This window comes from Caballeronia temeraria (assembly GCF_001544795.2).
Classification (GTDB): domain Bacteria; phylum Pseudomonadota; class Gammaproteobacteria; order Burkholderiales; family Burkholderiaceae; genus Caballeronia; species Caballeronia temeraria.
This window is the reverse complement of sequence record NZ_FCOI02000024.1, coordinates 38419-61867: the sequence shown is the minus strand read 5'-3', so window position 1 is coordinate 61867 and position 23449 is coordinate 38419. Positions and strand designations below refer to the sequence as shown.

The 23449-nt window shown below is 63.7% G+C and carries 21 protein-coding genes; 12 read left to right on the top strand and 9 right to left on the bottom strand.

Features of this window, described 5'->3' with window-relative positions:
- Window positions 1-47 precede the first annotated feature (47 nt).
- The 6 genes from AWB76_RS27590 to AWB76_RS27560 all read left to right on the top strand — a co-directional run bounded on the left by AWB76_RS27590 (window position 48) and on the right by AWB76_RS27560 (window position 6547).
- Window positions 48-956, top strand: a complete 909-nt coding sequence (locus AWB76_RS27590; RefSeq protein WP_061163350.1) for a LysR family transcriptional regulator — start codon at window positions 48-50, stop codon at window positions 954-956.
- Between the two features lie 827 nt (window positions 957-1783).
- A complete protein-coding gene (locus tag AWB76_RS27580; RefSeq protein WP_061163301.1) occupies window positions 1784-3136 on the top strand; it encodes an MFS transporter in 1353 nt (450 codons plus the stop codon).
- A gap of 32 nt (window positions 3137-3168) precedes the next feature.
- Window positions 3169-4359 (top strand): acyl-CoA dehydrogenase family protein, encoded by a 1191-nt coding sequence (locus tag AWB76_RS27575; RefSeq protein ID WP_061163300.1) that lies wholly within the window; start codon window positions 3169-3171, stop codon window positions 4357-4359.
- Window positions 4360-4386: 27 nt separating this feature from the next.
- Window positions 4387-4905: a flavin reductase gene (locus AWB76_RS27570; RefSeq protein ID WP_061163299.1), complete on the top strand. Its 519-nt coding sequence runs from the start codon at window positions 4387-4389 to the stop codon at window positions 4903-4905.
- 2 nt (window positions 4906-4907) lie between these two features.
- Window positions 4908-5582: an EthD family reductase gene (locus AWB76_RS27565; protein ID WP_061163298.1), complete on the top strand. Its 675-nt coding sequence runs from the start codon at window positions 4908-4910 to the stop codon at window positions 5580-5582.
- 44 nt (window positions 5583-5626) lie between these two features.
- A complete protein-coding gene (locus AWB76_RS27560) occupies window positions 5627-6547 on the top strand; it encodes a LysR family transcriptional regulator (RefSeq protein WP_061163349.1) in 921 nt (306 codons plus the stop codon).
- Between the two features lie 555 nt (window positions 6548-7102).
- Here AWB76_RS27560 and AWB76_RS27555 read toward each other — a convergent pair.
- Entirely contained in the window at window positions 7103-8488 is a 1386-nt protein-coding gene (locus AWB76_RS27555) for an MFS transporter (RefSeq protein WP_061163297.1), read from the bottom strand.
- An 89-nt stretch (window positions 8489-8577) separates the two neighbouring features.
- Window positions 8578-9744 carry a M24 family metallopeptidase gene (locus tag AWB76_RS27550; RefSeq protein ID WP_061163296.1) on the bottom strand — a complete coding sequence of 389 codons (1167 nt, stop codon included), beginning with the start codon at window positions 9742-9744 and terminating at the stop codon, window positions 8578-8580.
- Between the two features lie 180 nt (window positions 9745-9924).
- Between AWB76_RS27550 and AWB76_RS27545 the strand changes: the two genes are divergently transcribed.
- Window positions 9925-10908 (top strand): LysR substrate-binding domain-containing protein, encoded by a 984-nt coding sequence (locus AWB76_RS27545; protein ID WP_061163295.1) that lies wholly within the window; start codon window positions 9925-9927, stop codon window positions 10906-10908.
- 126 nt (window positions 10909-11034) lie between these two features.
- On the opposite strand, the gene AWB76_RS27540 is transcribed toward AWB76_RS27545, so the two are convergent.
- The 5 genes from AWB76_RS27540 to AWB76_RS27520 form a co-directional block, all read right to left on the bottom strand.
- On the bottom strand, window positions 11035-11727 hold the full coding sequence (locus tag AWB76_RS27540; RefSeq protein WP_061163294.1) for a TetR/AcrR family transcriptional regulator: 693 nt from the start codon (window positions 11725-11727) through the stop codon (window positions 11035-11037).
- A gap of 61 nt (window positions 11728-11788) precedes the next feature.
- Window positions 11789-12706 (bottom strand): ABC transporter permease, encoded by a 918-nt coding sequence (locus tag AWB76_RS27535; RefSeq protein WP_061163293.1) that lies wholly within the window; start codon window positions 12704-12706, stop codon window positions 11789-11791.
- Window positions 12703-13818: an ABC transporter permease gene (locus AWB76_RS27530; RefSeq protein WP_061163292.1), complete on the bottom strand. Its 1116-nt coding sequence runs from the start codon at window positions 13816-13818 to the stop codon at window positions 12703-12705. The genes AWB76_RS27535 and AWB76_RS27530 overlap by 4 nt, the downstream gene beginning before the upstream one ends.
- Window positions 13815-15401, bottom strand: coding sequence for an ABC transporter ATP-binding protein (locus AWB76_RS27525; RefSeq protein WP_061163291.1), 1587 nt, complete (start codon window positions 15399-15401; stop codon window positions 13815-13817). The genes AWB76_RS27530 and AWB76_RS27525 overlap by 4 nt, the downstream gene beginning before the upstream one ends.
- The gene (locus AWB76_RS27520) at window positions 15398-16429 is read right to left on the bottom strand and encodes a BMP family protein (protein ID WP_374729954.1); all 1032 of its coding nucleotides are present in this window, start codon (window positions 16427-16429) and stop codon (window positions 15398-15400) included. Before AWB76_RS27520 ends, AWB76_RS27525 begins: the two co-directional genes overlap by 4 nt.
- A gap of 199 nt (window positions 16430-16628) precedes the next feature.
- Between AWB76_RS27520 and AWB76_RS27515 the strand changes: the two genes are divergently transcribed.
- From AWB76_RS27515 to hpxZ, 5 genes are read left to right on the top strand one after another with little or no spacing between them, the layout of a single operon-like run.
- Window positions 16629-17435 carry a cysteine hydrolase family protein gene (locus AWB76_RS27515; protein WP_061163289.1) on the top strand — a complete coding sequence of 269 codons (807 nt, stop codon included), beginning with the start codon at window positions 16629-16631 and terminating at the stop codon, window positions 17433-17435.
- Window positions 17432-18580, top strand: coding sequence for an amidase (locus AWB76_RS27510; RefSeq protein ID WP_061163288.1), 1149 nt, complete (start codon window positions 17432-17434; stop codon window positions 18578-18580). Before AWB76_RS27515 ends, AWB76_RS27510 begins: the two co-directional genes overlap by 4 nt.
- A gap of 14 nt (window positions 18581-18594) precedes the next feature.
- On the top strand, window positions 18595-18783 hold the full coding sequence (locus AWB76_RS27505) for an AtzG-like protein (protein ID WP_061163348.1): 189 nt from the start codon (window positions 18595-18597) through the stop codon (window positions 18781-18783).
- Window positions 18780-20213 (top strand): AtzE family amidohydrolase, encoded by a 1434-nt coding sequence (locus tag AWB76_RS27500; protein WP_061163287.1) that lies wholly within the window; start codon window positions 18780-18782, stop codon window positions 20211-20213. Before AWB76_RS27505 ends, AWB76_RS27500 begins: the two co-directional genes overlap by 4 nt.
- Window positions 20210-20602, top strand: coding sequence for an oxalurate catabolism protein HpxZ (gene hpxZ, locus AWB76_RS27495; RefSeq protein ID WP_061163286.1), 393 nt, complete (start codon window positions 20210-20212; stop codon window positions 20600-20602). The genes AWB76_RS27500 and hpxZ overlap by 4 nt, the downstream gene beginning before the upstream one ends.
- A gap of 213 nt (window positions 20603-20815) precedes the next feature.
- On the opposite strand, the gene AWB76_RS27490 is transcribed toward hpxZ, so the two are convergent.
- Together AWB76_RS27490 and phnA are read right to left on the bottom strand one after the other, a co-directional pair.
- Entirely contained in the window at window positions 20816-22105 is a 1290-nt protein-coding gene (locus AWB76_RS27490; protein WP_082864551.1) for an MFS transporter, read from the bottom strand.
- Between the two features lie 52 nt (window positions 22106-22157).
- Entirely contained in the window at window positions 22158-23390 is a 1233-nt protein-coding gene (gene phnA / locus AWB76_RS27485) for a phosphonoacetate hydrolase (RefSeq protein ID WP_061163285.1), read from the bottom strand.
- Window positions 23391-23449 lie beyond the last annotated feature (59 nt).

Here is a 23449-nt window from a genome sequence, read left to right as displayed (position 1 = left end):
TGGCTAGCATATCGGTCAAATCAATCAATTTTTTACCCGGCATAGACATGGTCAATTTTCATCAGGTCGATCTCAACCTGCTGCGGGTCTTCCAGGCGATCCTGGAAGAGCGCAGTCTCACGCGTGCTGGGCAAAGGCTCGAGTTGTCGCAGCCGACGATCAGCTATTCGCTGGGGCGCCTGCGGTCCTTGTTCGATGACCCGCTGTTTGTCCGCACTCCAGACGGCATGCTCCCGACCCCTACGGCGGAGAGACTAGCGGTGCCTCTTGGCAGTGCAATTGCCTCAATTCGCGAAGCACTGCGTGAGAGCGAACAATTCGATCACGCGACGACGACGCGCGAGTTTCGATTGTCGATGTCCGATATTGGTGAACATGTGTTTCTGCCGCCTATCTGCGAAAGACTGGAGCGAGTTGCGCCTCAGGTTCGCTTGTCGACCGAGCAGATTCCGGTGCGCGAGGTCGAGGAAAAGATGCGACTTGGCCAGATTGATCTCGCCATTGGTAATCTTCCGTCGCTGATGCCGGTCACGAACCACGCGCTGCTGTTCCGCGACCAGTTCGTCTGCATGACGCGTAAGCGCCCTGGGTTACCCCTTCGGGCGTTATCAAGACAGAAGTTTCTGGAGTTCTTGCATGTCACCGTAACGACGAGTGACAGCAGCCACCTGGCCATCGACGAAGTCTTGCGCAGCCAAGGCTTGCATCGTCGAATTGCATTGCGAGTGCCGCATTTCACGGTTGTCCCGCAGATTCTGCAGCGCACGAACTGGATGGTGACGCTTCACAGGGGAGCCGCCCAAATGTTCAATGAAACCGGCCAGTTCCTTATTTATCCAATGCCGGCGGAAATGCCTGACATCGAATCCACCGTCCATTGGCATCGCAACTTCGACAATGACGAGGGGATCCGCTGGTTCCGCGAATTGGTCATCGATACGCTTCATCGCGACTAAGCGCGCATAGACTCCTCTCGTACCTTCCGCCGTCGCTTGGCCCACCGCCGAACATGATCACGGCGTTTTAACCTCGTGCGCTCACTCACCGTGCGCAGCGGCTTTCGAGTGCAACCGCAACAGCCCGCCTGAAGTCGGGGTCATTCGAAAAGGCCAGCAGAGGGTGAGGCTCGCCGGCCGCCTCATTACGCTCGAGCACCGGCAGTCTCGAACGAGAATAAAGCTCGCCTCGGACTGGAAGACGACGCGTGCGGCGCTATCCGTGCTTGAACTCGGCCTGGATGAATTGCTGGGACTTGAAGACGAGCCGGTCCGGGAAATTGCAGAGGTGCGCCGGCAAGCTCGCGCAGCTCGCCAGGTTCTACAAGCGTCGGCGTTCGACGTTAGTTGAAACCATTGTCAGCGATACCGCAGGAGGTCACTGCGGGTTACGTGTGCGTCGTGCCCGCAACCGCAAACGGACCCTGAGGATTTGCCAAGGCGAGTGAGACTATTCCGTGCAAATCGTTTCGTTCAATCGTTGGATGACGCGATGAAGGGTCATGGGGACGATGACGATGATGCGCCACGCGCTGCGCGTCCGCCCGCCATGCGGCCAAAAGTCAAAACCATGATGGGTGATATGTGCGATGGATAGGTACAGCCAAGCACGGGTTAGTACCTACGACATCACAGGCATATGCATCCAATTCATACCGCGTATTTTTGTCTCGAATTTGACCGCACCTGTCCGGGCCCATATCGTGGGCCCATCGCATCGATACGACCCGCGCCGCTTCTTGAGCTTCCAGGGAAGCGGGAACTATCACCTCATGTTTCCCTCCGCCATGAACCCTGAAGCTCTGAATACTGATCTAGGCACGCTCGTGCAAACCAGATCCGCCCGTCCGGCAAGTAGTGTGCGCCGTGCCGTCACCACAGCAGTGCTCGGTCAAATTCTCGAGTGGTATGACTTCTTCCTGTACGGCACCGCCGCCGCACTTGTGTTTGGCAAGCTGTTCTTTCCGGTTGGCACTGATCCATTGACGGGCACCATCGCCGCATTCGGTGGCTTCACGGTTGGCTTCATCGCGCGACCCATAGGCGGAGTGCTTTGCGGGCATATCGGCGACCGTTACGGCCGCAAGGTCGTGATGATGCTTACCCTGCTCACGATGGGCACCGCCACTGTTTTGATGGGCGTCTTGCCAACGTACCAGCAGATCGGTATTGCCGCACCAGTAATGCTGGTTCTTTTGCGCACTCTTCAGGGACTCGCGGCCGGCGGTGAATGGAGCGGCAGTATCTTGTTGATTCACGAGAACGCGCCGCAATCGAAGCGCGGAGCCCTCTCGGCATGGAGCCCCTGTGGCGCGGCGCTCGGCTTCGTCTTGTCCACTGGTGCGTTCCTTCTAGTGCAGAATCTTCCGGCTGACGACTTTCGCACGTGGGGATGGCGCCTTCCGTTCCTTGCCAGCGCCGCACTCGTTCTCCTTGGCTTGTGGATGCGCCGCTCCGTCGGCGAGAGCGCCGCGTTCGCCGAAGCCAAGGCGACTCGCCACGAGAGCCGGATGCCTGTCGTTGAAGTGCTGCGCCAGTGTCCGCGCGAAGTGCTCACCGTGTTCGGTCTGCGCTTCGGCGAGGGCGCGGCGTCCTACCTCTTCTTCGCATTTTCGATCGCCTACGGGCAGTTTCTGGGCATCAAGTCGAGCTGGATTCTGAGCGGTCTGTGCATTTCGATGCTGCTGATGATCCCCGTTTCGCTCTTCTTCGGCTGGGTGACCGACAAGGTTGGACGCAAGCCGGTGTATCTCGCCGGCGCCATCGCCATCGTGCTAGTTGGATGGCCATACTTCGCGCTGCTCGGCTCAGGTGAGTACTGGAAGGTGGTTGCGGCGCTTGTCCTCGCCAACAGCATCACGCTTGGCATTCTCCAAGGCGCGCAGCCCGCGTTCATCAGCGAGATGTTGCCAGTGCACCTGCGTTTCTCGGGACTCGGCATCGGGCGGGAGGTCTCTTCCGTACTCGGTGGCGGCCTTTCGCCAATGATCGCCACCGTGCTGCTCGCCCACTATCACAGCGCGGTGCCGGTCGCCATTTATCTGGGCGTACTGGGGCTCATCACCGTCGTCGCCACGCTGCTCGCACGCGAGACGTTTCCCAAAGCGATGCGCGCCGACGCACGTCGTCAGCCCGAATGACATCGACACACATCGACCGAGAGGTATCACCTATGCAAGCCCTTCAAAGCGAAGCGATCATCGATTCGCAAAACGCCTATCCCGAGTATGCCGGCCCGCTGCCGCTTGATGCGCTCATCGAAGAAATCGAGCGCCGCCGCGACGAGTTCGATGCCCTGTCTCACGTGCCGCGAGATATGGTCGGCAAGATGAAGCGCGCGGGCATCTTCCGCGCAAGCACGCCTAAACGTTTCGGCGGCGACCCGCTGCCGCCTGCGCGTTTCCTCGCGATGCTCGAACGCATTGCGATCGCGGACGGCTCTGCTGCCTGGGTAGCGGCATTCGGCTCGGCGAGCACGTACCTCGCCTCGCTGCCGGTCGAAACACAGGCGCAGATCTATGCGACCGGTCCCGATCAGGTCTTCGCGGGCGGCTTGTATCCGCTGCAGAAGGCCGAACGCGCGCCCGGCGGCTTTCTCGTGTCGGGACAATGGCGCTTCGCGAGTGGCTGCAAAGGTGCGGACTGGATCGGCGTAGGCATCGGCGGGGCGCCTGCGGGCACCGACGACAAGAACGCCGGCAAGCCATTTACTGCTGTTTTTCCAGCGAACGAAGTCGAGATTGTCGATAACTGGAACGTGGTCGGCATGCAAGGCACGGGCAGCCACGATCTGCGTCTAAAAGACAAATACGTCGAGGAACAATGGACCTTCGTGCGCGGCGGCACGCCACTGATCGATGAACCGTTGTATCGGTATCCCGCCATCGCCTATCAGGCACAGGTGCATGCGGCAGTGAATGTTGGCCTGGCGCGAGCTGCGCTCGACCTGCTGGCCCGGATGTCCGGCGTGACGAAGACCACGACCGGTGCGCCGCGTCTGGCCGATCGTGCCTACTATCGTTCCGGACTCGCGCAGGCGGAAGCACAGCTGCGCAGCGCGCGGGCATTCTTCTTCGAGTCCGCGGAAGCATCGTGGCGCACGGTGCTCGCTGGTGACCCGGTGTTGCCTGCAGAAGCGAACTTGCTGCGTCTGTCGGCCACGCATGCAGCTCACACCTGCGCAAATATCGTGATGCAGGCTTACAAGATGGCGGGCATTGGCGCGATCTATCGCGAGAACCGGATGCAGCGTCTGGTACGCGATTCGATCGTCGTCACGCAACACGCGTTCCTCGGCGAAGGCAATTACGACGCGTCGGGCGCGATCTTCGTGGGCATTCCGCCCGTCACGCCGTATCCCTGAACCTGCGAACCTGAAAGGACATCAGCCATGACCCACGATCAAGCGCGTACACAGTTTCGCAACGCAATGGCCTCGCTCGGCGCGGCCGTCAACGTCATCACCACCGACGGCCCGCACGGACGCGGCGGTATCACGGCAAGCGCCGTATGCGCGGTGACCGATACGCCACCGACGATGCTCGTCTGCATCAATCAGTCGAGTTATGTCCACGATGTATTGCTCAGTAACGGCCGGGCTTGCATCAACGTGCTGGGCGCGCACGCGCAGGAACTGGCGCGCGTGTTTGCGGGCATGGATGGATGCTCGATGGACGAACGTTTTGCGCGCTACGGCTCGCGGCCAGGCGCACTGAAACTCCCCGTGCTCAACGACGCAATCGCGAGTCTCGAAGGCCGTATCGTCGATAGTAAGAAGGTCGGTTCGCATTCGGTGCTTTTCGTACATGTCGAGCACATCGGCTCGCGCGAAGACGGCGATGGCCTCGTGTACTTCGGCCGGAAGTTTCATCGGCTCGCGCGCGCCGCTGCTTCCTGCGAGGCGGCGTAACCATGCAAGTCTGCCTGTTTCTGATCGGTGCAAGCCAACAGCAATCGCTGCCGGATATCGCGCCGTTGCAGGGCACCGACGGCTTGCGCAGCCTGGTCGTGCATGAGCCGATAGCTCAACGCGTCGATCCGCGCATTGCGCCGGCCGGCGATGCGCCATCGTGCGTGCTTCAACTGTATTTCGATGAGCTTGCCGCGCTCGAAGCTGCGGCCGGGCCGGGTGGCCCGATCCATCGCGCGCTTCGAGAACCTTTGACCGCCGGGCGCTTCATGCAGCAAGTCATGGCCGTGCGCGCCCTGCTGCCGCCAGGGCCACCCGCCCAAGCGCGGGTTCAGCGCTGCACCTATCTCGTCGCGTACGAAGGGCCTGCCGAGGACTTCAATACATGGCTCGCGCATTACATGCAACATCACGCGCCGCTCATGTCGACCCTCCCAGCGCTGCGCGAGATGGAGATCTACACGCGCATCGACTGCACGAGCGGATTACCGTGCGCGCGTGTGGATGCCATGCAGCGCAACAAGGTGGTCTTCGACGATGCATCCGCGCTCGCCGACGCGCTCGCCTCACCGGTGCGCGAATCAATGCGGCGCGATTTTCATGACTTACCGCCCTATCGGGGACTTACGCCGCATTTTGCAATGCGCAGCACATACGGTAATCTCGCCACACATTGAAGGCCGCATGGCGCGACCAGCGCTCGTTCGTGAGTCAACCGTGTATGACGAAGCTCAACTCCGGTATCGCCGATCTGAATCTGCTGCGCGTGTTCCTTGCTATCTGGGATCTGCGCAGCATGACCGCTGCCGGCGACCGTCTGGAACTGACCCAGCCCGCGGTCAGTCATGCGCTAAGGCGTTTGCGCACGATCTTCGATGATCCGCTCTTCGTGCGCACGCCCGCCGGCATGGTGCCGACCGATGCCGCGCACCGGCTGTATCCTCCGCTCGCGCAGGCGCTGTCCATCATCAATGAGGCGGTCCAGCAACTCGCCAAGTTCGACCCCGCAACCGCCCGGCGCGTGTTCCGCATTTCGATGTCGGACATGTCGGAGTTTTTCTTTCTGCCGCCGCTAGTAGCGCTCCTAGACCGCGAGGCGCGCGGCATCCGGATTGAAGCAGTCAATGTTCCGGTGGAATCCGTAAGCGCCGCCATGCGCTCAGGGGAAATCGATCTTGCGCTCGGGTATGTGCCGGGTCTCGACGCGGGATGCGTGAGCGAGACACTGTTCGTCGACGAGCATGTCTGTGTGGTGCGCGCAAATCATCCGTTAGGTAAGTCACGGCCAACCCGCGAAGACCTGGCCGCCTTGCGGTACGTCTACGCGAGCACCAATGCGACCGGCCATCGCATGGTCGAGCAATGGCTCGACGAGCTTAATCTTAAGCGTGAGGTCGTGGTTCGACTACCGCATTTTGTCGTGGCGCCAGAAATCGTCACAAACACGGACCTCGCCGTCATCTTCCCCAAAAGCATTGCGCGGCGCTTTAATCGCAATAAGGCCTTCCGCATCCTGCCGCTGCCGTTCGCCCTGCCACCCATCGAAATCCAGGTGCACACGCACACGCAATTCACGAGCGACCCGGGCGTGTCGTGGTTGCGCGACACGATCCATTCGATGTTTCGGCAGTCCGACGGGTGATGGTCATTTGCTGCGCCGGTACGACGACTTTTTCGCGGCGAATTCGACGAAGTGAGCGCATTCGGCACGCGGTCGGTAGATCAGAGTTTGGTTCGTTCGCCTCGCCGCCCACGTCCACCGCGTCGCGCCGCTGACCGCAATCGGTCCGCGCAGCGGCGAACGCGCCGTCTCGTGCCACATGCGACCAGTGAGCAGGCGGTTTCGGCATGCATCGCTCTGCGCGCATCAGTTCGGCGATCTGCGTCAAGCTGGGACAGCCAGAGCTTGCAGTCCAATTACGCCGCGCTGATAGGTCCCGTGCGGCGCTTGCGTCGCATCGCGATGGCGCGTGGCGGGTCCATCCAGACGTCGTTCGACATGGCGAAGAAGATTCGCGACGCGATCCGGAAATCGAGGCCGTCCGCGTTTCACGTCAGCCGCCCGCCGGACGGCTGACCTTGGTGACGTCGCAATCAACGACTCGTTCGAGGCGCTGAACAGCGTGTCAGCGGCCGCATTGCGCCGTCGCGCAAGCGGCGGGGTCATACACGATGCCGCGCCGGACTGACTTGGCGCTCAGCGCGACAGAGACTGCGGAGCGTGCCCGGCCGGATGCGTATCGAGCGCTGCGGATGCGTCGTCTTCCAGCTCCGCGGACAGGTCCCGCTTGAAGGTTTCCGCGAGGAAGAATGCGCACACGAGGCTCAGCAGCGCCGTTGCCGCGATATACATCGAAATCGGCAGCGTCTGGCCATACGTGGCGAACAGATACGTCGCAATCAATGGCGTCGGCCCCGATGTGATGATGCCCGCAACCTGATACGGCAGCGACGCGCCCGTGTAGCGGACCCGCGTACCGAACAGCTCGGCAAACCACGTTGATTGCACACCGTACACCGATGCCTGGCTCAACGCGATGCCGCAGACGTACGCCACGAAGATCAAGGTCGGATTGCGTGTTTCGAGCAGCGGAAAGAACGCGAATCCGTAGATCGCCACGAACACAGCACCGAGCATGAAGACCGTCCGGCGTCCGATCGCATCCGACAGCTTGCCGAACAACGGGAGCGTGACAAGCGCAAACGCGCAGCCGAGAATGATCGCGTTCAGCAACAGCCCGCGCGACAGGCCGAGCCGCGTGGTGCCATATACCAGCACGAACACGTTGATCACGTTGAAGGTGATGTCGACCGCGAAGCGCGTGCCAATGGTGAGCACGAGGTCTTTCGGATGCCGGCGCAGCAATTCGATCAGCGGTGCCTTGACGACGCGCTTGCTCGCTTTGATCTCTTCGAACACCGGCGATTCCATCACGCGCAAACGGATAAACAGGCCGATCGCGATCAGCGCGACGCTTAGCAGGAACGGCACGCGCCATCCCCAGGAATAGAACGCATCCGAGGGGAGACTCGACACAGTCTTGAACACGGCGGTCGAGAGCATCAACCCGAGCGGCACGCCCAGTTGCGGAAACGCGCCGAAGAACCCTCGCTTTTTGGCCGGCGCCGTTTCGACCACCATCAGCACCGCGCCACCCCATTCACCGCCCACGCCGAGCCCTTGCAGGAAGCGCATCGCCACCAGCAGGACCGGCGCCCAGACGCCGATCGATGCGTAAGTCGGCAGCAGCCCGATCACGAAGGTGCTAACCCCCATGATCGTGAGCGTCGCGACGAGCGTCGCCTTGCGTCCGATACGGTCGCCGAAGTGCCCGAAAAACACCGCGCCGAAAGGCCGCGCGACATAGCCGACCGCAAAACTGCCGAACGCCGCGATCGTGCCTACCACGGGATCGAACGAAGGGAAGAACAGCCTCGCGAAGACGAGTGCCGACGCCGTCGCATAGAGAAAAAAGTCGTACCACTCGATGGCGGTCCCGACCACCGAAGCGACCAGCACGCGGTTGACGGCCGCGCGGCTGATAACCGGCGCGTCGCCGGCTGAAACGGGCGATGTATTCATGTCTCCTCCCTTCTACGAGATTCTCTGTTTTGAACTGCTGCGAGCTGGCGGTGCGGGTCCGCCGCCGCTTTACGATAGACTCATTGCGCTCACCAGTGCAGTTCCATCGGAAACTGGTCAAGCGTTTCGACACCGCCCGAGGTCAACCGGACGATACGTTCGGTGCGCAGGCCGCCGACGTTCGGCACCGTGATCGTCGCCTTCAGCGTGAACACCATATTTTCCTGCAGGACGGTCCTGTTTCCCGGCCCGATCCACGGCGCTTCCTCTTCCGGGTCCATGCCGGTGCCGTGACCGGTCCCATGGCCGCGCGCTTCGCTCGAGTATTGCTCGTAGTTCGATTCCACCAGCGCCTGCTGGATCACTGCATTCAGTTCCATCGCCGCCATGCCGGGACGCGCCGCGGCAAGCCCCGCTTCGACCGCGCGCGCCGCTGCCGCCACGATCGCCATCTTCTCGGGCGCTGCCTGACCGTAGGTGAAGCCGCGTCCGCCATCGGCCACGTATCCGCGATAACGCGCGCCGATGTCGGTCATGATCAGGTCGCCCGGTTGCAGGATGCGGTCCGAGGGGCGCGCGAGGTTATACGCCGAGCGCGGACCGGACTGCACCATCGAATCGAATGCGGTCCGGTCCGCGCCGCCTGCAAGCATCGCGCGGTCGGCGATCAGAGCGAGTTCCCGCTCGGTGTAGGGACGGCCGTCGGCGAGCGCGTCGCGAATGGCGGCCATCGCCGAATCGGTCAGCGCGGCGGCCTTGCGCATCAGAGCCACTTCGGCGTCGCTTTTTACCGCCTTGATTTCGGCCAGCACCATTGTCGGTGCGAGCTCCAACGCGCCAAGACCGGCGTTCAGGCGCTTCAGCAGATCCGCCGGAATGTAGGCGGCGCCGGCAAGACCGACCGTGCCTTTGCCATGTCGCGCCGAAAACGTCTGCACATGTTGCGTGACTTCGCGCAGGCTGCGCACTTCGAAGGCGGTCACGCTCGTCGCGTAATCGAAGCATTGATCCGACACGAACAGCACGGGGTCGCCATCGACGGGCAGCAGAAGGATTGCGTTGGCAATGTCCGATACGCCGTCGAGCGGACGAAACTCGGTGAAATAACCGATGTTCGCGCCACGCCAGCAATCTCCGAAAGCAAGCAGACCGACCAATCCGGCGCTATCGACTGCGCTTCGTACTTTAGCGACGCGGCCAAGGAATTCGTCGGTGGTGATGCCTTCCGGCGGGATGTCTGCGGTGCGGGTGTTCATTGTTTCCTAGTCTCCTGTACGGCTGCGCGCGCAGTGGTAACCAACCGGTCGCGGTGCTCAAGATCGGGATTTGCCCCCTGAGTGCAGGAGGTCGTCTCCATAGTAGGATCGGCCGATATACTTTAATAATGAAAAATAACTCGGAATCTATATCGATTTGGAATACGTGGAGATGACAACATGACAGAAGGCGTTCACGCGAACAAAGACCCAGCGGGCCGCTTCGACCCGGCACGCCTGAAGATGCGTCAATTGGCGCTGATCGTTCAACTCGACGTTCACCGCTCGGTATTGCATGCAGCCGAGGCGGCGCACATGACGCAGCCCGGCGCGACTAAGCTGCTGCGAGAACTGGAAGAGACGATGGGCGTGCAATTGTTCGAACGGCATCCGCGCGGTGTCGAGCCCACGTGGTACGGCGAGGTGTTGATCCGCCATGCGCGCGGCGTGCTGGCCGAGTTGCAGCACGCGTACGACGAAGTGTCCGCGCTCAAGGCCGGCCTGACCGGGCAGGCAATCATCGGCACTGAAGTCACGGCGGCCACCAACCTGGTGCCGCGAGCGGTGGCGTTGCTCAAGAAGCGCTTTCCGCAGATTCGCGTCAACGTCGAGATGGAATTCAGCGAGGTGCTCGTGCGGCGTCTGCAGGAAGGCAAGCTGGATATGATCGTCGCGAGAGTCTGGAACCCGGACGATCTGGTGGAACTACATTACGTTCCGCTCGCAGAGGCACAGCACGCGCTGTTTGCACGAGTTGGCCATCCGCTCTTCGGGCGCAGGACGCTGAGCTGGGACGAACTCGCGCCGCAGACATGGATCCTGCCGCCGAAAGGGAACGTGATGCGCAATCGCCTCACGCAACGCTTTCTCGAACGACAGCTGGCGTTGCCGACCGATGTAGTCGAGAGTTCGTCGCTGCCTGTTATCACGAGCCTGCTGCAAATGAGCGACATGATCGCGCCACTTGCGTGCGAGCCGGTGCGGCCGTATTGCATTGCCGGCACGCTCGAAGCGCTACCGTTCGAACTTGACCTGAAGCTCGGACCGGCGGGTATCGTCACCCGGCGTGGCGACAAACTCTCACCAGGCGCCCGGGCGATGCTGCACACGCTGCGCGAGGCGGCAGGATTCGACGCGCGTGGCGCCGACGCCGACAGCCTTTGACTCAACCGGGCTCGCGCACACCGTCCGCCACGATGCCTGCGCAAAGGGGCGCCGGTCGTGACGCACGAAGTATGCTTCGTCCGCGACGTCGCCGATAGCGTCGTCTGCAATGGAAGCACTCCGGCGTCAGGCAAATGCGTCCTTCACCACAGCTTCGTCGACAAGAAAGCTGCGCACCAGCGCGTGCGCCTGTTTCCTGTGCGCGGCCTGCCACGACGGCGTGAGCATCGGTGTGCCGAACATGTGCGAAAGCGTGTAGGCATTCGACTTGTGAAAGTATGCGAGGCTCACGAGCGTCACGTAAAGATGCAGCGGATCGATGCCCTCGCGCAGCGTGCCTGCCGTCTCTCCCCGCTCGATGAGCCTGCGCAGTTTATCGAGCACCGGCGACGACATGACCGGAATCACTTTCGAGCGTTTCATGTAGCGCGCGCGATTCAGGTTCTCCCACGAAAGCAGGCACAGAAGTTCGGGATGCGCCGAGAAATGGCTTTCAGTGAAGTCGTAGAGTTGCACGATGCCGACTGCCGGATCGACCTTTTCCACATCGAGCGCGACAGCAAGTTCGGCTTCGCGCAGGCGCGCCAGCACATGCTCCAGCACCTCGACGTAAAGCGCCTCCTTGCCGCCGAAGTAGTGATAGATCATGCGGATATTCACTTTCGCACGGCTCGCGATGCCTTCGACGCGCGCGCCGCTGAAGCCCTTGTCCGCGAATTCCTTCAGCGCAATCCTGAAGATTCGCTCACGGGTTCTCCCGGCCAGTTGCTGACGGCGCGTGGGTTCTTGCTTCGTGGCGGTTACAGTCGTGCTAGGCATAAATTGAGTCGACGGGTTGAGCGCGGTGAAACGAGCGTGTCGGGCATCAATGTTACCGCCATCAGCGCGTAAAGGGCTGCGTGAGCGCGGGCGGTGCGGTCTGTCGTCCGATCAGTCCCGCCACCGCGATCAGCGCAAGCAGATAGGGCAACATGATGAGCAATGCAGTCGGCACATGCAGACCGAACATCGGCAATTGAAATTGCATCGCGGTCGCCGCGCCGAACAGCAGGCACGCGAGCGCGGTGCGTCCGATCTTCCAGTTGCCGAAGATGATCGCCGCAATCGCCAAATAACCCGTTCCGTTGGTCATGCCCTCGGTGAAGGTGTGAATATCGCCGATGGAGATGAAGCATCCCGCCGCCGCCGACATCACGCCCGAGAACACCACCGCGCCATACCGGATGCGCGCAACGGGCAATCCTGATTGATCCACTGCGCGCGGCGCGACCCCGGTCGCATGCAGCGCGACGCCAAGCGCCGTGCGCCGCATGACGACCGATGTCGCGATCAACACCGCCAGTCCCGCGTAGAACAGCCAAACCTGGCCGAACACGGCCTCGCCGATCAGCGGCAGCTTGCCGAGCACCGGCGGCGACCAGTGCGCGAGGCCCGGAATCGTCGCGCTGGAACGTTCGCCGAAAATTTCCCGATACGCGAGTGTGGTCCCGCCCAGCGCGAGAATATTGATGCCGATGCCCGTCACGATCTGATTCGCGCGCAAAGTCACGCTCAGAAACGCCTGCAACAACGCGAGCGGAATCACGCCAAGCAGCCCGCATAGCAGTCCGACAGCCGGATTGCCCGTGAGCCACGAGAAGGTCGCGCCGAGGAACGCACCCGTCAGCATCATGCCTTCGACGCTCATGTTGAGCACGCCCGCGCGTTCGCTGACGAGTTCGCCGGTCGAGGCCAGCATCATCGGCGCGGCAAGCCGGATGGATGCGCCCGCGAATACTGCCAGGAGATCGAGGTTCATCGGCGTGCGCCTCCCTTGTCGAGCCACATCGCGCCGCCCGCCAGCGCGATGGTGACGATGCCCTGCACGATCAGCACGAGCGCCGAAGGCACTTGCGCGACCATTTCCATGTTGATGCCGCCCGAGCGCAGAAAGCCGAACAGTAAAGCGGCCGCAAACACGCCTGCGACCGAGCCGCGCGCGAGCAGGCCGACGACGAGTCCGTCGAAGCCGTAGCCGGACGAGAAACCGGCCTTGAGCGAGTACTGGTCGCCTTGCAGCATCAATGCGCCGGCGAGGCCGCTGAACGCGCCCGCGAGCGCGAGCGCACCGACTAGCGACGACGTGATGGGCAGACCCGCGCGCCGGGCCGCGATAGCGTTCAGCCCCGCCGCGCGCAGCGACAGCCCGAAGCGCGTGCGGGTGAGCAGGATCGCGGCGGCAATGGCGAGCACGATCGTCACCGGCAGGCCGATGTTGAGATTCATGCCGCTCGCGGCGAAGATCGCCGGGAGTTTCGTCACATCGGGGATTTCAAGCGATTCGGGCAGCGTGGCGGCGTTGTTCATTGGCTGTCGAAGCAATGCTTCGCTCTGCACGCACCAATACAGCAGCCACACCGCGATGAACGACAGCAGCAGCGTGCTGATCACTTCGTTGGTGCCCGCCTTCGCCTTCAGCACACCGGGCACGCCGCCCCAAAGCGCGCCTGCGCAGGCTGCGCACAGCATCGGCACGACGAACGACAGGCCGAACGGCAAATGCGCGCAGCCGCCGTAGAGGCTCATCGCCGTGGCGACGATGCCGCCGATCGCAAGCTGCCCTTCGCCGCCGACATTGGTGAGCTTCGCGCGATTCGCGATCACGAAGCCCGTGCCGACCAGCGCGAACGCGATGCTGCGGTTAAGCGATGCACCGATGGCATACGGCGAGCCCCACGCGCCGTCGGCGAAGGCGTCGATCGCCTCCTTCACCGACACATGCATCAGCGCGATCAACGCAAGCGCGGCGAACATTGCGACGGCAACGGCGGCGGCGATCACGCAAGCCACGCGCCACTGAGGCGAGCGAACATCCATGAGCGAAGACCGCGGCGAACTCAGTGGCGATTGCAACTTCATCTGCGGATTCATGCTTCCTCTCCCGCGCCTGCCATCCATGCGCCGATGCGTCCGCGATTGCTCGCATCGGGCGCGCAGGCGCCCATGATGCGGCCGCGATACAGCACCACGATGCGGTCGGCGACGCTCATCAGTTCGTCGAGTTCGGACGAAATCAACAGCACGCCCACGCCGCGGTCCCGCGCCGCGCGGATATGCGAATACACCGCCGCGACCGCGCCGACATCGAGACCGCGCGTCGGCTGTGCGGCCAGCAAGAACAGCAGCGGATCGAGCGTCAGTTCTCGCGCGAGCACCGCTTTCTGCTGATTGCCGCCGGACAGACCGCCGAACAGCGCGTCCGGTCCGCTCGCGCGCACGTCGAAGCGCTGCATCAGTTCCAGCGCGGCGGCGCGCATCGCGCGGCGCTTCAGGAATCCACCTTTCGTATAGCGGTCGAGATGATTGAGCAACAGGTTGTCCGCGAGGCTCATGCCAGTTACGCAACCGACCGCATGACGGTCTTCCGGCACGATACCCACGCCGGCCGCCGTCAGTTCGCGCGGGCTCGCCTGCGTCATGTCCCGGCCCGCGATGAAGAAGCGCCCCGCTGACGCGCCGAGCATGCCCGCGAGCACCGCGCCGAGTTCGCTCTGCCCATTGCCCTCCACGCCCGCGATGCCGACGATTTCGCCGCGATTCACGACGAGCGTGCAGTCCGACAGGCGCTTCACGCCGTCGGCATCCGTCGCCGAGAGCGCGTCGATCTGCAGCACTTCGTCCTGCAACGGCCGCGAGTAAGGCGAGCTTGCGCGAACCAGCGACAGACGTGCGGCGAGGTCGTCGGGGGCGTCGGGCGCATCGCTATCTTCGCGATGGATCATCGCGTGCACGAGCCGGTCGATCTCGCGCGCGGGCGATGCCGAACGCGCCACCACGCGCCCCGATTGCAGCACCGTCGCCTGCGTGGCGATACGGCTGATTTCGCGCAGCTTGTGCGTGACCAGCACCACTGCGCAGCCGCGCCTCGCCACACGCTCGCAGGTGTCCAGCAGGGCGTCGATCTCGGCGGGCAGCAACACGGCGGTCGGCTCGTCGAGCAGCAGCAGGCGCGGATCGCGCAACAGGCATTTCACGATCTCCACGCGCTGGCGCTCGCCCACCGAAAGGTCCGCCACCTTCGCATCGAGCGGTAGCTCGAGGCCGACGCTCGTCAGCACGTCGCGCACGCGGCCGGCTTCACGCTGCCGATTCAACCAGCCGCGCGCCCGCCCGAGCAGCAGGTTGTCGAGCACGCTGGCGTCGTCGACGAGACTGAAGTGCTGATGCACCATCGCGATGCCCCGCGCCAGCGCCTCACGCGGATTGCGCGGACGATACGGCGCGCCGTTCACCTTCATCGCGCCCGAATCCGGCTGATGCACGCCGAAGATCACGTTGCACAGCGTCGACTTGCCCGCGCCATTTTCGCCGAGCAGACAATGCACGTCGCCGGGCGCGAGATCGAGCGACACGTCATCGAGCGCGACGAACGCACCGAAGCGCTTGCCGATGCCGCTCAGCGACAGGATCGGTTCGACGTCGCCGCCAGCCGAAGGTGACGGTAGCGTGCTCATCCTTCGGACACCTTGATCTTCCCGCTCAGGATGTCGTCTTCGATCTGCTTGATCTTCGCGTCCATTGCCGGCGTGGACTTGCAGATGACGAGGCCCGACGCCTTCGGTCCCATGGCGAGGCCGAATGCCTTGTAGCCCGGTTGCCACTGATTCTTGGCCAGTTGTTCGATCGCATACTGAGCCTGATATCCCACGCCCGTGATGCTGTAGGCAACGTAAAGCGGATCGCTGCCGCAACGGTCCGTGTAGCTTCCGATGATGTGCGTGCCCTTCTCCTTGGCTGCCTGCTCCATCCCGCGCAAGCCGAGATTGAGGATGTGATAGTGGATGTCGGCGCCCTGCGCGATGGCTGCGGCAGTCGCCTCACGCGCCTTGGCGACGTTGTCGAAATCGCCGGTGTAGCTTTCGAAGTACTTGACCTTTGGATTGATATAGCGGGCGCCGTTGCCGAACTCCTTGCCCGCGTTCACGATGGACGGAATTTCCATGCCGCCCACGTAACTCACCGCGCCGCTCTTCGAGAGCATCGCGGCGGCCGCGCCCGCAACGAACGCGATCTCCGCCTGCTTGACGTCGTAGCCCGCCACGTTGGGCGGCATCGACTCGCCCTTGTTGCCGCCGACGATCGAGAATTTCACATTCGGAAAGCGCTTGGCGATCTTGAGCACCGCGGCCTGCGTCTGTCCGCCGATCCCGATCACGAGCTGGTTCTTCGTAGCGAGGTTCGTGAGCGCCTGCTCCATGTCCGCATAGTTGATATTCTCGATGATCTGCGTCTTGAGCTTCGGCCCGAACTCTTTCTGCGCGGCGCTCACGCCGTCGTAGCCCGACTCCATCCAGCCCTTGTCGGTCTTGGAGCCGGGAATCAGCACGCCGACGCGCATCGTGTCGTCGGCTGCCTGGGCGCCCGTCGCCATGAAGGCGGGCGCGATGAACACGGCCGGCGCCAGCAGCGCAACCAGGGCCGAGACGCGGACGACGAAACGGCGGCGCGCTGAGTCGCGCGAAGCTTCTTCGAAACTGAACATCACTGGCACTCCTTTTGCGTTGACTTTCGGTAAGTAGGTTATTCATGACTGAAATCTGCATTGCAACTTCGATGCCAATGCACACCCGGTCCACTGAAGAACATCCTGCTCATGGCGAGCCGATGCACGCATCGCGAACGCGACGGCACCGGCCCCGCCAGCTCCATCCGCCCACGCCCCAACGCTTTCGGAGAACCCGATGGACCACCCCTCGAAGCCAACACAGACAACGCCCGGCGGCCTCCTCGGCCGGTTCGCGCAGACCTGCTGGCACGCCAGCGCCGAGGTTGTCGACATGGCCGTCACGACGCCCGCGCCGCGCCTCGCGCTGCTCGATTCGGAGCCGCAGAAGGTGCGCTTCGACGTCGAAAAAGCAGCGCTCGTCGTCATCGACATGCAGAACGACTTCTGCACCAAAGGCGGGTGGGTCGATCACATCGGGGGCGATTTCAGTGCGGATCGCGCGCCGATCGCACCATTGCAGCGCCTGCTTCCGATCGCGCGCCGAAGCGGCGTGCCGGTGATCTGGGTGAACTGGGGCAACCGGCCGGACCTCGCCAACATGCCGCCGAACCAGCTCCATCTGTATAAGCCGACAGGCACGGGCATCGGCCTCGGCGAGCCGCTGCCGGAACATGGCGCGCGCGTGCTGGAGAAGGATTCGTGGGCGGCCGCGGTGGTCGACGAACTGCCGATCGAGGCAAGCGATATTCGCGTGGACAAGTACCGGATCAGCGGCTTCTGGGATACGCCCCTCGACAGCATCCTGCGCAACCTCGGCACGCGCACCGTGTTCTTCGCCGGCGTCAACACCGATCAGTGCGTAATGCACACGCTCACCGACGCGAACTTCCTCGGCTACGGCTGCGTGATGCTGGCCGATTGCTGCGCGACGTCGTCGCCCGAGTTCTGCACGCAGGCGAGCATCTGGAACGTGAAGAAGTGCTACGGGTTCGTCGCCGATTCGCTGCAGTTCGCCGCGGCGCTCGACGGAGCCGGCCGATGAGCGCATTCGTGCCCGGCCCGCGCGTGCGCGTCGAGGCCACGGCGCGCGGCACGCTCGACGGTCTGCGCTTCGCCGTCAAGGATCTGATCGACGTCGCCGGCATCGTCACGGGCGGCGGCAATCCGGACTGGCATGCGACGCATGAGCCCGCCACGCAACACGCGCCTTCGGTGGCAAGGCTGCTCGCAGCGGGCGCATCGGTGGACGGCAAGACCATCACGGACGAACTCGCCTACAGCCTCGAAGGCATCAATGCGCACTACGGCACGCCGCTCAACCCGCGCTGGCCTCACGCTTTGCCTGGCGGATCGTCGAGCGGTTCGGCGTCCGCTGTCGCGAGCGGCGAGGTGGATTTCGCGCTCGGCACCGACACCGGCGGTTCGGTCCGCGTGCCCGCGGCCTTCTGCGGCCTCTGGGGCATTCGTCCCACGCACGGCGCAGTATCGACCGAAGGCGTGCTGCCCTTCGCGCCGTGCTTCGATACGGTCGGCTGGTTCGCGCGCAGCGGCGAGATGCTCGCGCGGGTGGCCAATGTGCTACTCGACGGCGTGCCATCCGTGGAGGTGGCCGCGTCGCTCGTCATGTGCAAGGAAGCGTTCGATGCCCGCGCGGCCCGCGACCCGGACGATGCCCGCCGCCTGCGCGCGCTATCGACAGCGAGCGACGAAATCGACGTCTTCAATGGCGATCCGGCGCGCTGGCTGGTCGTCTATCAGCATCTTCAGGACGATGCGATACGCGCGTCGCTCGGCACATGGATCGATGCGAACACGCCGCGCTTCGGCGCGGATATCGCCGCGCGCTTCGCCCGTCTGAAAGCGCTCGACGACGCGCAAGTAGCCTGCTGCCGCGTCCTGCGTGCGCAACTCGCCGCGCACGTCGAACGGATCGTGGCCGGTGCCCTCATCGTGCTGCCCACCGCGCCGCTCGGGCTGCTCGCGATGAACGAAACGCCCGAACGCGTCGGCTTGTTCTATCGCGACGCGCTCACCATGAACGCCATCGCCGCAATGGCGGGGCTGCCGCAAGTGACCGTGCCGGTCGCGAGCGACGCATCGGGCCCGCTCGCGCTGTCGATCATCGGCCCGCGCAACAGCGACCGCGCACTCATCGCGCGGGCGCGCGCCCTCTTTCCCACACTTTGATCAACATGAACCCCATGTCTTCTTCCGATGAAGTGCTCGCCCGTTACGTCGATGCGGCGCTCGCGCTGCATTACCCGGACGTACCCGCCGACACAGCCGAGCGCGTGAGAGCGCAGTTCGTGCGCATCGCGCAAATCGTGGCGCCGGTGCTCGCGTATCACGTCGATGCAAGCGACGAACCCGCGCCGGTCTATCACCCATGAGCGGCGCTTACACGTTTCCTTCCGGCGTGCTGGCGATCGCACGCGCGTATGCCGATGGCGCTTTCAGCGCGCGCGAGCTGATCGAAGCCACGCTCGCGCGCATCGATTCCTGCGATGCACATGTCAACGCTTTCACGGCGATCACGCGGGCGCGCGCCGTCGGCGCCGCCGATGCACTCGACGCACGCCGCGCGCGCGGCGACAGCCTGCCGCCGCTGGCAGGCGTACCCTTCGCCGCCAAAAACCTGTTCGATATCGAAGGCGTGACGACCCTCGCGGGCTCGCGCGTCCTGGCCGGCGACGCACCCGCCACGCGGGATGCGCCACTGATCGCGCAACTTGCACGGCAAGGCGCGATCCTCGTCGGCGCGCTCAACATGGACGAGTTCGCGTACGGCTTCACGACGGAAAACCACCACGCTGGCCCGTGCCGCAATCCGCACGACCTCACGCGCACGGCGGGCGGGTCATCGGGCGGCAGCGCGGCGGCGGTGGCGGCGGGCTTCGTGCCCGTCGCGCTCGGCACCGATACCAACGGGTCGGTACGCGTGCCTGCCTCGCTATGCGGCGTGTTCGGCGTGAAGCCCACCTATGGGCGCCTGTCGCGGCGCGGCGTCTATCCGTTCGTCGCGAGCCTCGACCACATGGGCGCGTTCGCGCGCTCCGTGGAGGATCTCGCCGCCACGTACGATGCATTGCAATTCGCCGATACGCACGATGCCGCCTGCGCGCAGCGTCCTTTCGAAGCGGCGCTTGCGCCGCGCGACAGATCGCCGGGCGTGCTTCGCGTCGCGCGGCTATCCGGTTATTTCGATCGGAACGCGCAGGATGATGCGCGCGAGGCTTCGCTCACGGCGGCGGATGCGCTCGGCGCGTCGGGCACGGTCGACTATCCGGATGCCGAGGCGGCACGCGGTGCGGCGTTTCTCATCACCGCGGCCGAAGGCGGACAGTTGCACATGGCCGATCTCGCCGCACGCTACGACGACCGCGAACCGTTGTCGCGCGACCGGCTGATCGCGGGCGCGCTGCTGCCGGCCGCGTGGCTCGTGCAGGCGCAACGCGTGCGCGCGTCATTGCGGCGGCGCGTGCTCGAACTCTTCGCCCAGTACGACGTGCTCATCGCGCCCGCGACGCCGACCATCGCGCCGCTCATCGGCGACGAGTTCATCGAAGTCGGCGGCGAACGGCTCGCAGTGCGCCCCAGTCTCGGCCTGCTGACCCAGCCGATTTCGTGCCTCGGGCTGCCGGTCGTGGCTGTGCCGATGCGCACGCCGGGCGGCCTGCCCATCGGCGTGCAACTGATCGCGCCGCCGTGGCGCGAGGATCTCGCATTCGAAGCCGCGCGGCGTCTGGAAGACGCGAACGTCGCGTTTTGCCCGGCGCCGCCTGCATTCGACCCAGCATTGAACGGGGTACCGACGCTATGAGCCACGACGCTATCGCCATCAACACGCCGCATGTGCTGGCCGAGGTCGAAGCGGCCTTCGACGCGTACGAGACCGCACTCGTTACCAACGACGTCGCGATGCTCGACACGCTGTTTTTCGATTCGCCGCATACGCTTCGCTACGGTGCCGCGGAAAACCTCTACGGTTACGAGGCGATCCGCGCGTTCCGGGCTGCACGGCCGGGCAAGGGACTGGCGCGCACGGTGACCTCGCGCATCGTGACCACATACGGCAATGCCTTCGCCACCGCGAACATCGAGTTTCGGCGCGATGGCGATTCGCGCATCGGCCGGCAGAGTCAGACTTGGGTGAAGATGTCGGAGGGATGGCGCGTCGTGAGCGCCCATGTAAGCTGGATGGACGTGTAGCGGCGGGCATCGCCGCCTCGCGCCGCCGACCCGTTGCCGACTGTCGTTGCATTCGACGTCAGCGGCCCCTCTGATCGCCGATGCTGGCGGCGTCTTGCGGCAGAATCGCAACGGCTTGCATCGGCGAACTCGGGCGCACCACGCTATGTCTTACTCGACTCGCTCTGCGCCACACGGCCGCTTGCCGAACGAGCCGGCGGCCGTTACCCAGGATCAGCGTTTGATCAGCATCGAAAGCACCGCACTTGCTGCGCAAAGTCCCGCGACAATCGGAAAGATGATCGACGTGTGGCCTGTAACGTCGATGATGCGCCCGATGACCGGTTCGCCGACCCCAGCGAACATGTAAGACATGGTGTTGAGTACGCCGGTCGCCGTTCCCGCGGCCCGGCGGCCGAAAAGGTCGGGACACAGGGCCCAGAAGGAAGACGCAGGCCCGAAGACAAAGAAGCCGCACAGAAACAGAAACGCGATCGCGACCATGCTGCCATGCGGTATGAACATCATGAAGATCGCTGTCATGCATGCCAAGATCATGTACGAGACGATCGCCAAATAACGGCGTCCCTGAAACAACGCGTCGGAAATCCAGCTATTCGACAGCGAGCCGAGTGCCATGCCCACCGGCAACGCCACCGTGATCCACTTCGGGTCAATCAGCGTCGATGAGGTCTTCCAGTCGATGCCGAGAAAATGGACCGGCACCCACACCACCAGCGCATACCGTGCGGCGTTCTGGAAACCGATCGCGAGGCCCGTGATGTAAAGCCTCCAGTTCTTCATTACAAGCGCGTATCGCTGCGCGCTCGTCATGTCGTCGGCAGGCTCTTCGGGCGGCGCGGCCTCAGTCGAATGATCGGCGACCGCCAGATCGCGCGCCCGAGGCCGTTCCGACACGAATAACAAGAGCACCATTGCGCCGATCAGCATCGACAGCGGTGCGAGACGGAAGATCCAGACCCAGCCCAGTTGCATCGTGCCCACAATAAGGACCGGGAAAATGTAGGCGAGCGTGGATGAGAATCCGGAAAAGCCCACATATACGCCATAGACAAAGCCGCGATGCTTGTGATCCCACCAGTTGGATAGCAGGCGGCTGCCCGGCGCGAATCCCATCGACTGGAAATAGCCGTTGAGTCCCCAGGCCAGCAGAAAGAACGGGAACGTATGGCCGAAACTGAATAGCCAGTTCGCCGCGAGTGAAAGGACGGCTCCGGCAATCATCATCGTCTTGCCGCCCAGTTTGTCGCCGAGGTTGCCATTGATGAACTGTCCTCCGGCATAGCACCAGAGCATCGTCGCACTGATCCAGCCGAGCTCGTACTTCGACAGGCCGTAATCATGCTGAATGCCGACGACAGCGAAACCCAGCGTCTGGCGGCCGGTGTAATAGAAGAGATAGCAAAAGGTCACGCCGATTAGCGCACGCCATCGATACTGCGTGAAGGTCGTGGCGCTTCGGACGGACGAGTATTGCAAGACATCGGGCGTGTCTGAGGGCATGGGTGTCTCCGTGTAGCGCGCGGTCTTTCGCCGCACTAGCCGTTTGTCGCCATCAGGCGAGGTGATTGAGTGCGAGATCGATCACGTCGAAATTGCGCAGGCGCCGCGTGTCGTCGATGCCAGCGAGCTTGCGGTTGAAGATGAGCGGCACCTTCTGCTCGGACAGCCCGCCGTGCGAGCGCAGGGGCACGGTGAGCCCGGACAGATCGTGATTGGCGGCGGCGCTGCCGATGGCCGTGAGCCGTTCGCCCAGCACCACGAGTTCGCCGATCCGGTCCGGCGGCAGTTCGAAGCGCTCGCTCGCCTGAGCACGCGTCAAAACCGCCTCGACGCCGCCGATCGCCGTGATGAACGCCATCACCTCGCGTTGCCGCGCGTCGTCATCGCCATCACGCAGGTAGACGGTCGCGAAGGAGCCCAACGCCCCATGATGGACGACGTATGGATCGGTAATAGGCAGAATGACGCGCGCGCACTGGGCACCAAATTTCGCGTCGAGACGGTCCTGCAGGTACACCACGTTGGGCCGGCCGATCGCATCGGTCTTCGCGTTCATGCCGTGATCGGCGGTGAGCGCGAGGACGGCGCCCTCGTCGTGCAGACGTTGCAGGTAACCGTCCATCATCGCGTAGAAGGCGTTCGCCTCCGGCGTGCCTGGCGCATGCTTGTGCTGCACGTAATCGGTAGTGGAGAGGTACATCAGGTCCGGGCGTTCTTCCCGCAGGATCGACAGACCGGCCGCGAACACGAATTCCGACAGTTCGGCGCTGTAGACCGACGGCACAGGCATGCCGACCCGCTCCACCACTTGCTCGATGCCGTGCTGCCCGCGCGTCACCTGGTCGGCCTTCTCGGCAGAAAAGCAGATGCCCTCCAGCCGATGACCGAGCAGGCTGCGCAGCTTGTCCTTCGCGGTCACGACGGCCACGCGGCCGCCCGCGCGCGCCATCTCGGCAAGTATGGTCGGCGCGCGCAGGTATTGGACGTCGTTCATCAAGACTTCGGCCTGGGTCTCCTTGTCGAAGAAGAAATTCCCGCAGATACCGTGGACCGACGGCGGCGCACCCGTGACGATCGACAGGTTGTTCGGGTTGGTGAACGACGGCACGACGCAGTCGCCCGCCAGCACGGTGCCGATCCACTGCAGGCTGGCCAGGAACGGCGCCTTATCCGCGAGGATCGCCTGATTGATGTACTCCTGCTCGCATCCGTCGACGCATACGATGATCGTCGGAGCAGAAGGCCACTGATAAGTCCGGGAGTTGACGCTGATTTGGCGGGTCATTGGGGCTCCTTGATGGATCGCGTGATTGGGATGACCCCAGCGTATGATGAGCAATCCAC

Coding starts and splice junctions, on each gene's coding strand:
- AWB76_RS27590 (WP_061163350.1), top strand. CDS start 48: ATGGTCAATTTTCATCAGGTCGATCTCAACCTGCTGCGGGTCTTCCAG.
- AWB76_RS27580 (WP_061163301.1), top strand. CDS start 1,784: ATGAACCCTGAAGCTCTGAATACTGATCTAGGCACGCTCGTGCAAACC.
- AWB76_RS27575 (WP_061163300.1), top strand. CDS start 3,169: ATGCAAGCCCTTCAAAGCGAAGCGATCATCGATTCGCAAAACGCCTAT.
- AWB76_RS27570 (WP_061163299.1), top strand. CDS start 4,387: ATGACCCACGATCAAGCGCGTACACAGTTTCGCAACGCAATGGCCTCG.
- AWB76_RS27565 (WP_061163298.1), top strand. CDS start 4,908: ATGCAAGTCTGCCTGTTTCTGATCGGTGCAAGCCAACAGCAATCGCTG.
- AWB76_RS27560 (WP_061163349.1), top strand. CDS start 5,627: ATGACGAAGCTCAACTCCGGTATCGCCGATCTGAATCTGCTGCGCGTG.
- AWB76_RS27555 (WP_061163297.1), bottom strand. CDS start 8,488: ATGAATACATCGCCCGTTTCAGCCGGCGACGCGCCGGTTATCAGCCGC.
- AWB76_RS27550 (WP_061163296.1), bottom strand. CDS start 9,744: ATGAACACCCGCACCGCAGACATCCCGCCGGAAGGCATCACCACCGAC.
- AWB76_RS27545 (WP_061163295.1), top strand. CDS start 9,925: ATGACAGAAGGCGTTCACGCGAACAAAGACCCAGCGGGCCGCTTCGAC.
- AWB76_RS27540 (WP_061163294.1), bottom strand. CDS start 11,727: ATGCCTAGCACGACTGTAACCGCCACGAAGCAAGAACCCACGCGCCGT.
- AWB76_RS27535 (WP_061163293.1), bottom strand. CDS start 12,706: ATGAACCTCGATCTCCTGGCAGTATTCGCGGGCGCATCCATCCGGCTT.
- AWB76_RS27530 (WP_061163292.1), bottom strand. CDS start 13,818: ATGAATCCGCAGATGAAGTTGCAATCGCCACTGAGTTCGCCGCGGTCT.
- AWB76_RS27525 (WP_061163291.1), bottom strand. CDS start 15,401: ATGAGCACGCTACCGTCACCTTCGGCTGGCGGCGACGTCGAACCGATC.
- AWB76_RS27520 (WP_374729954.1), bottom strand. CDS start 16,429: ATGTTCAGTTTCGAAGAAGCTTCGCGCGACTCAGCGCGCCGCCGTTTC.
- AWB76_RS27515 (WP_061163289.1), top strand. CDS start 16,629: ATGGACCACCCCTCGAAGCCAACACAGACAACGCCCGGCGGCCTCCTC.
- AWB76_RS27510 (WP_061163288.1), top strand. CDS start 17,432: ATGAGCGCATTCGTGCCCGGCCCGCGCGTGCGCGTCGAGGCCACGGCG.
- AWB76_RS27505 (WP_061163348.1), top strand. CDS start 18,595: ATGTCTTCTTCCGATGAAGTGCTCGCCCGTTACGTCGATGCGGCGCTC.
- AWB76_RS27500 (WP_061163287.1), top strand. CDS start 18,780: ATGAGCGGCGCTTACACGTTTCCTTCCGGCGTGCTGGCGATCGCACGC.
- hpxZ (WP_061163286.1), top strand. CDS start 20,210: ATGAGCCACGACGCTATCGCCATCAACACGCCGCATGTGCTGGCCGAG.
- AWB76_RS27490 (WP_082864551.1), bottom strand. CDS start 22,105: ATGCCCTCAGACACGCCCGATGTCTTGCAATACTCGTCCGTCCGAAGC.
- phnA (WP_061163285.1), bottom strand. CDS start 23,390: ATGACCCGCCAAATCAGCGTCAACTCCCGGACTTATCAGTGGCCTTCT.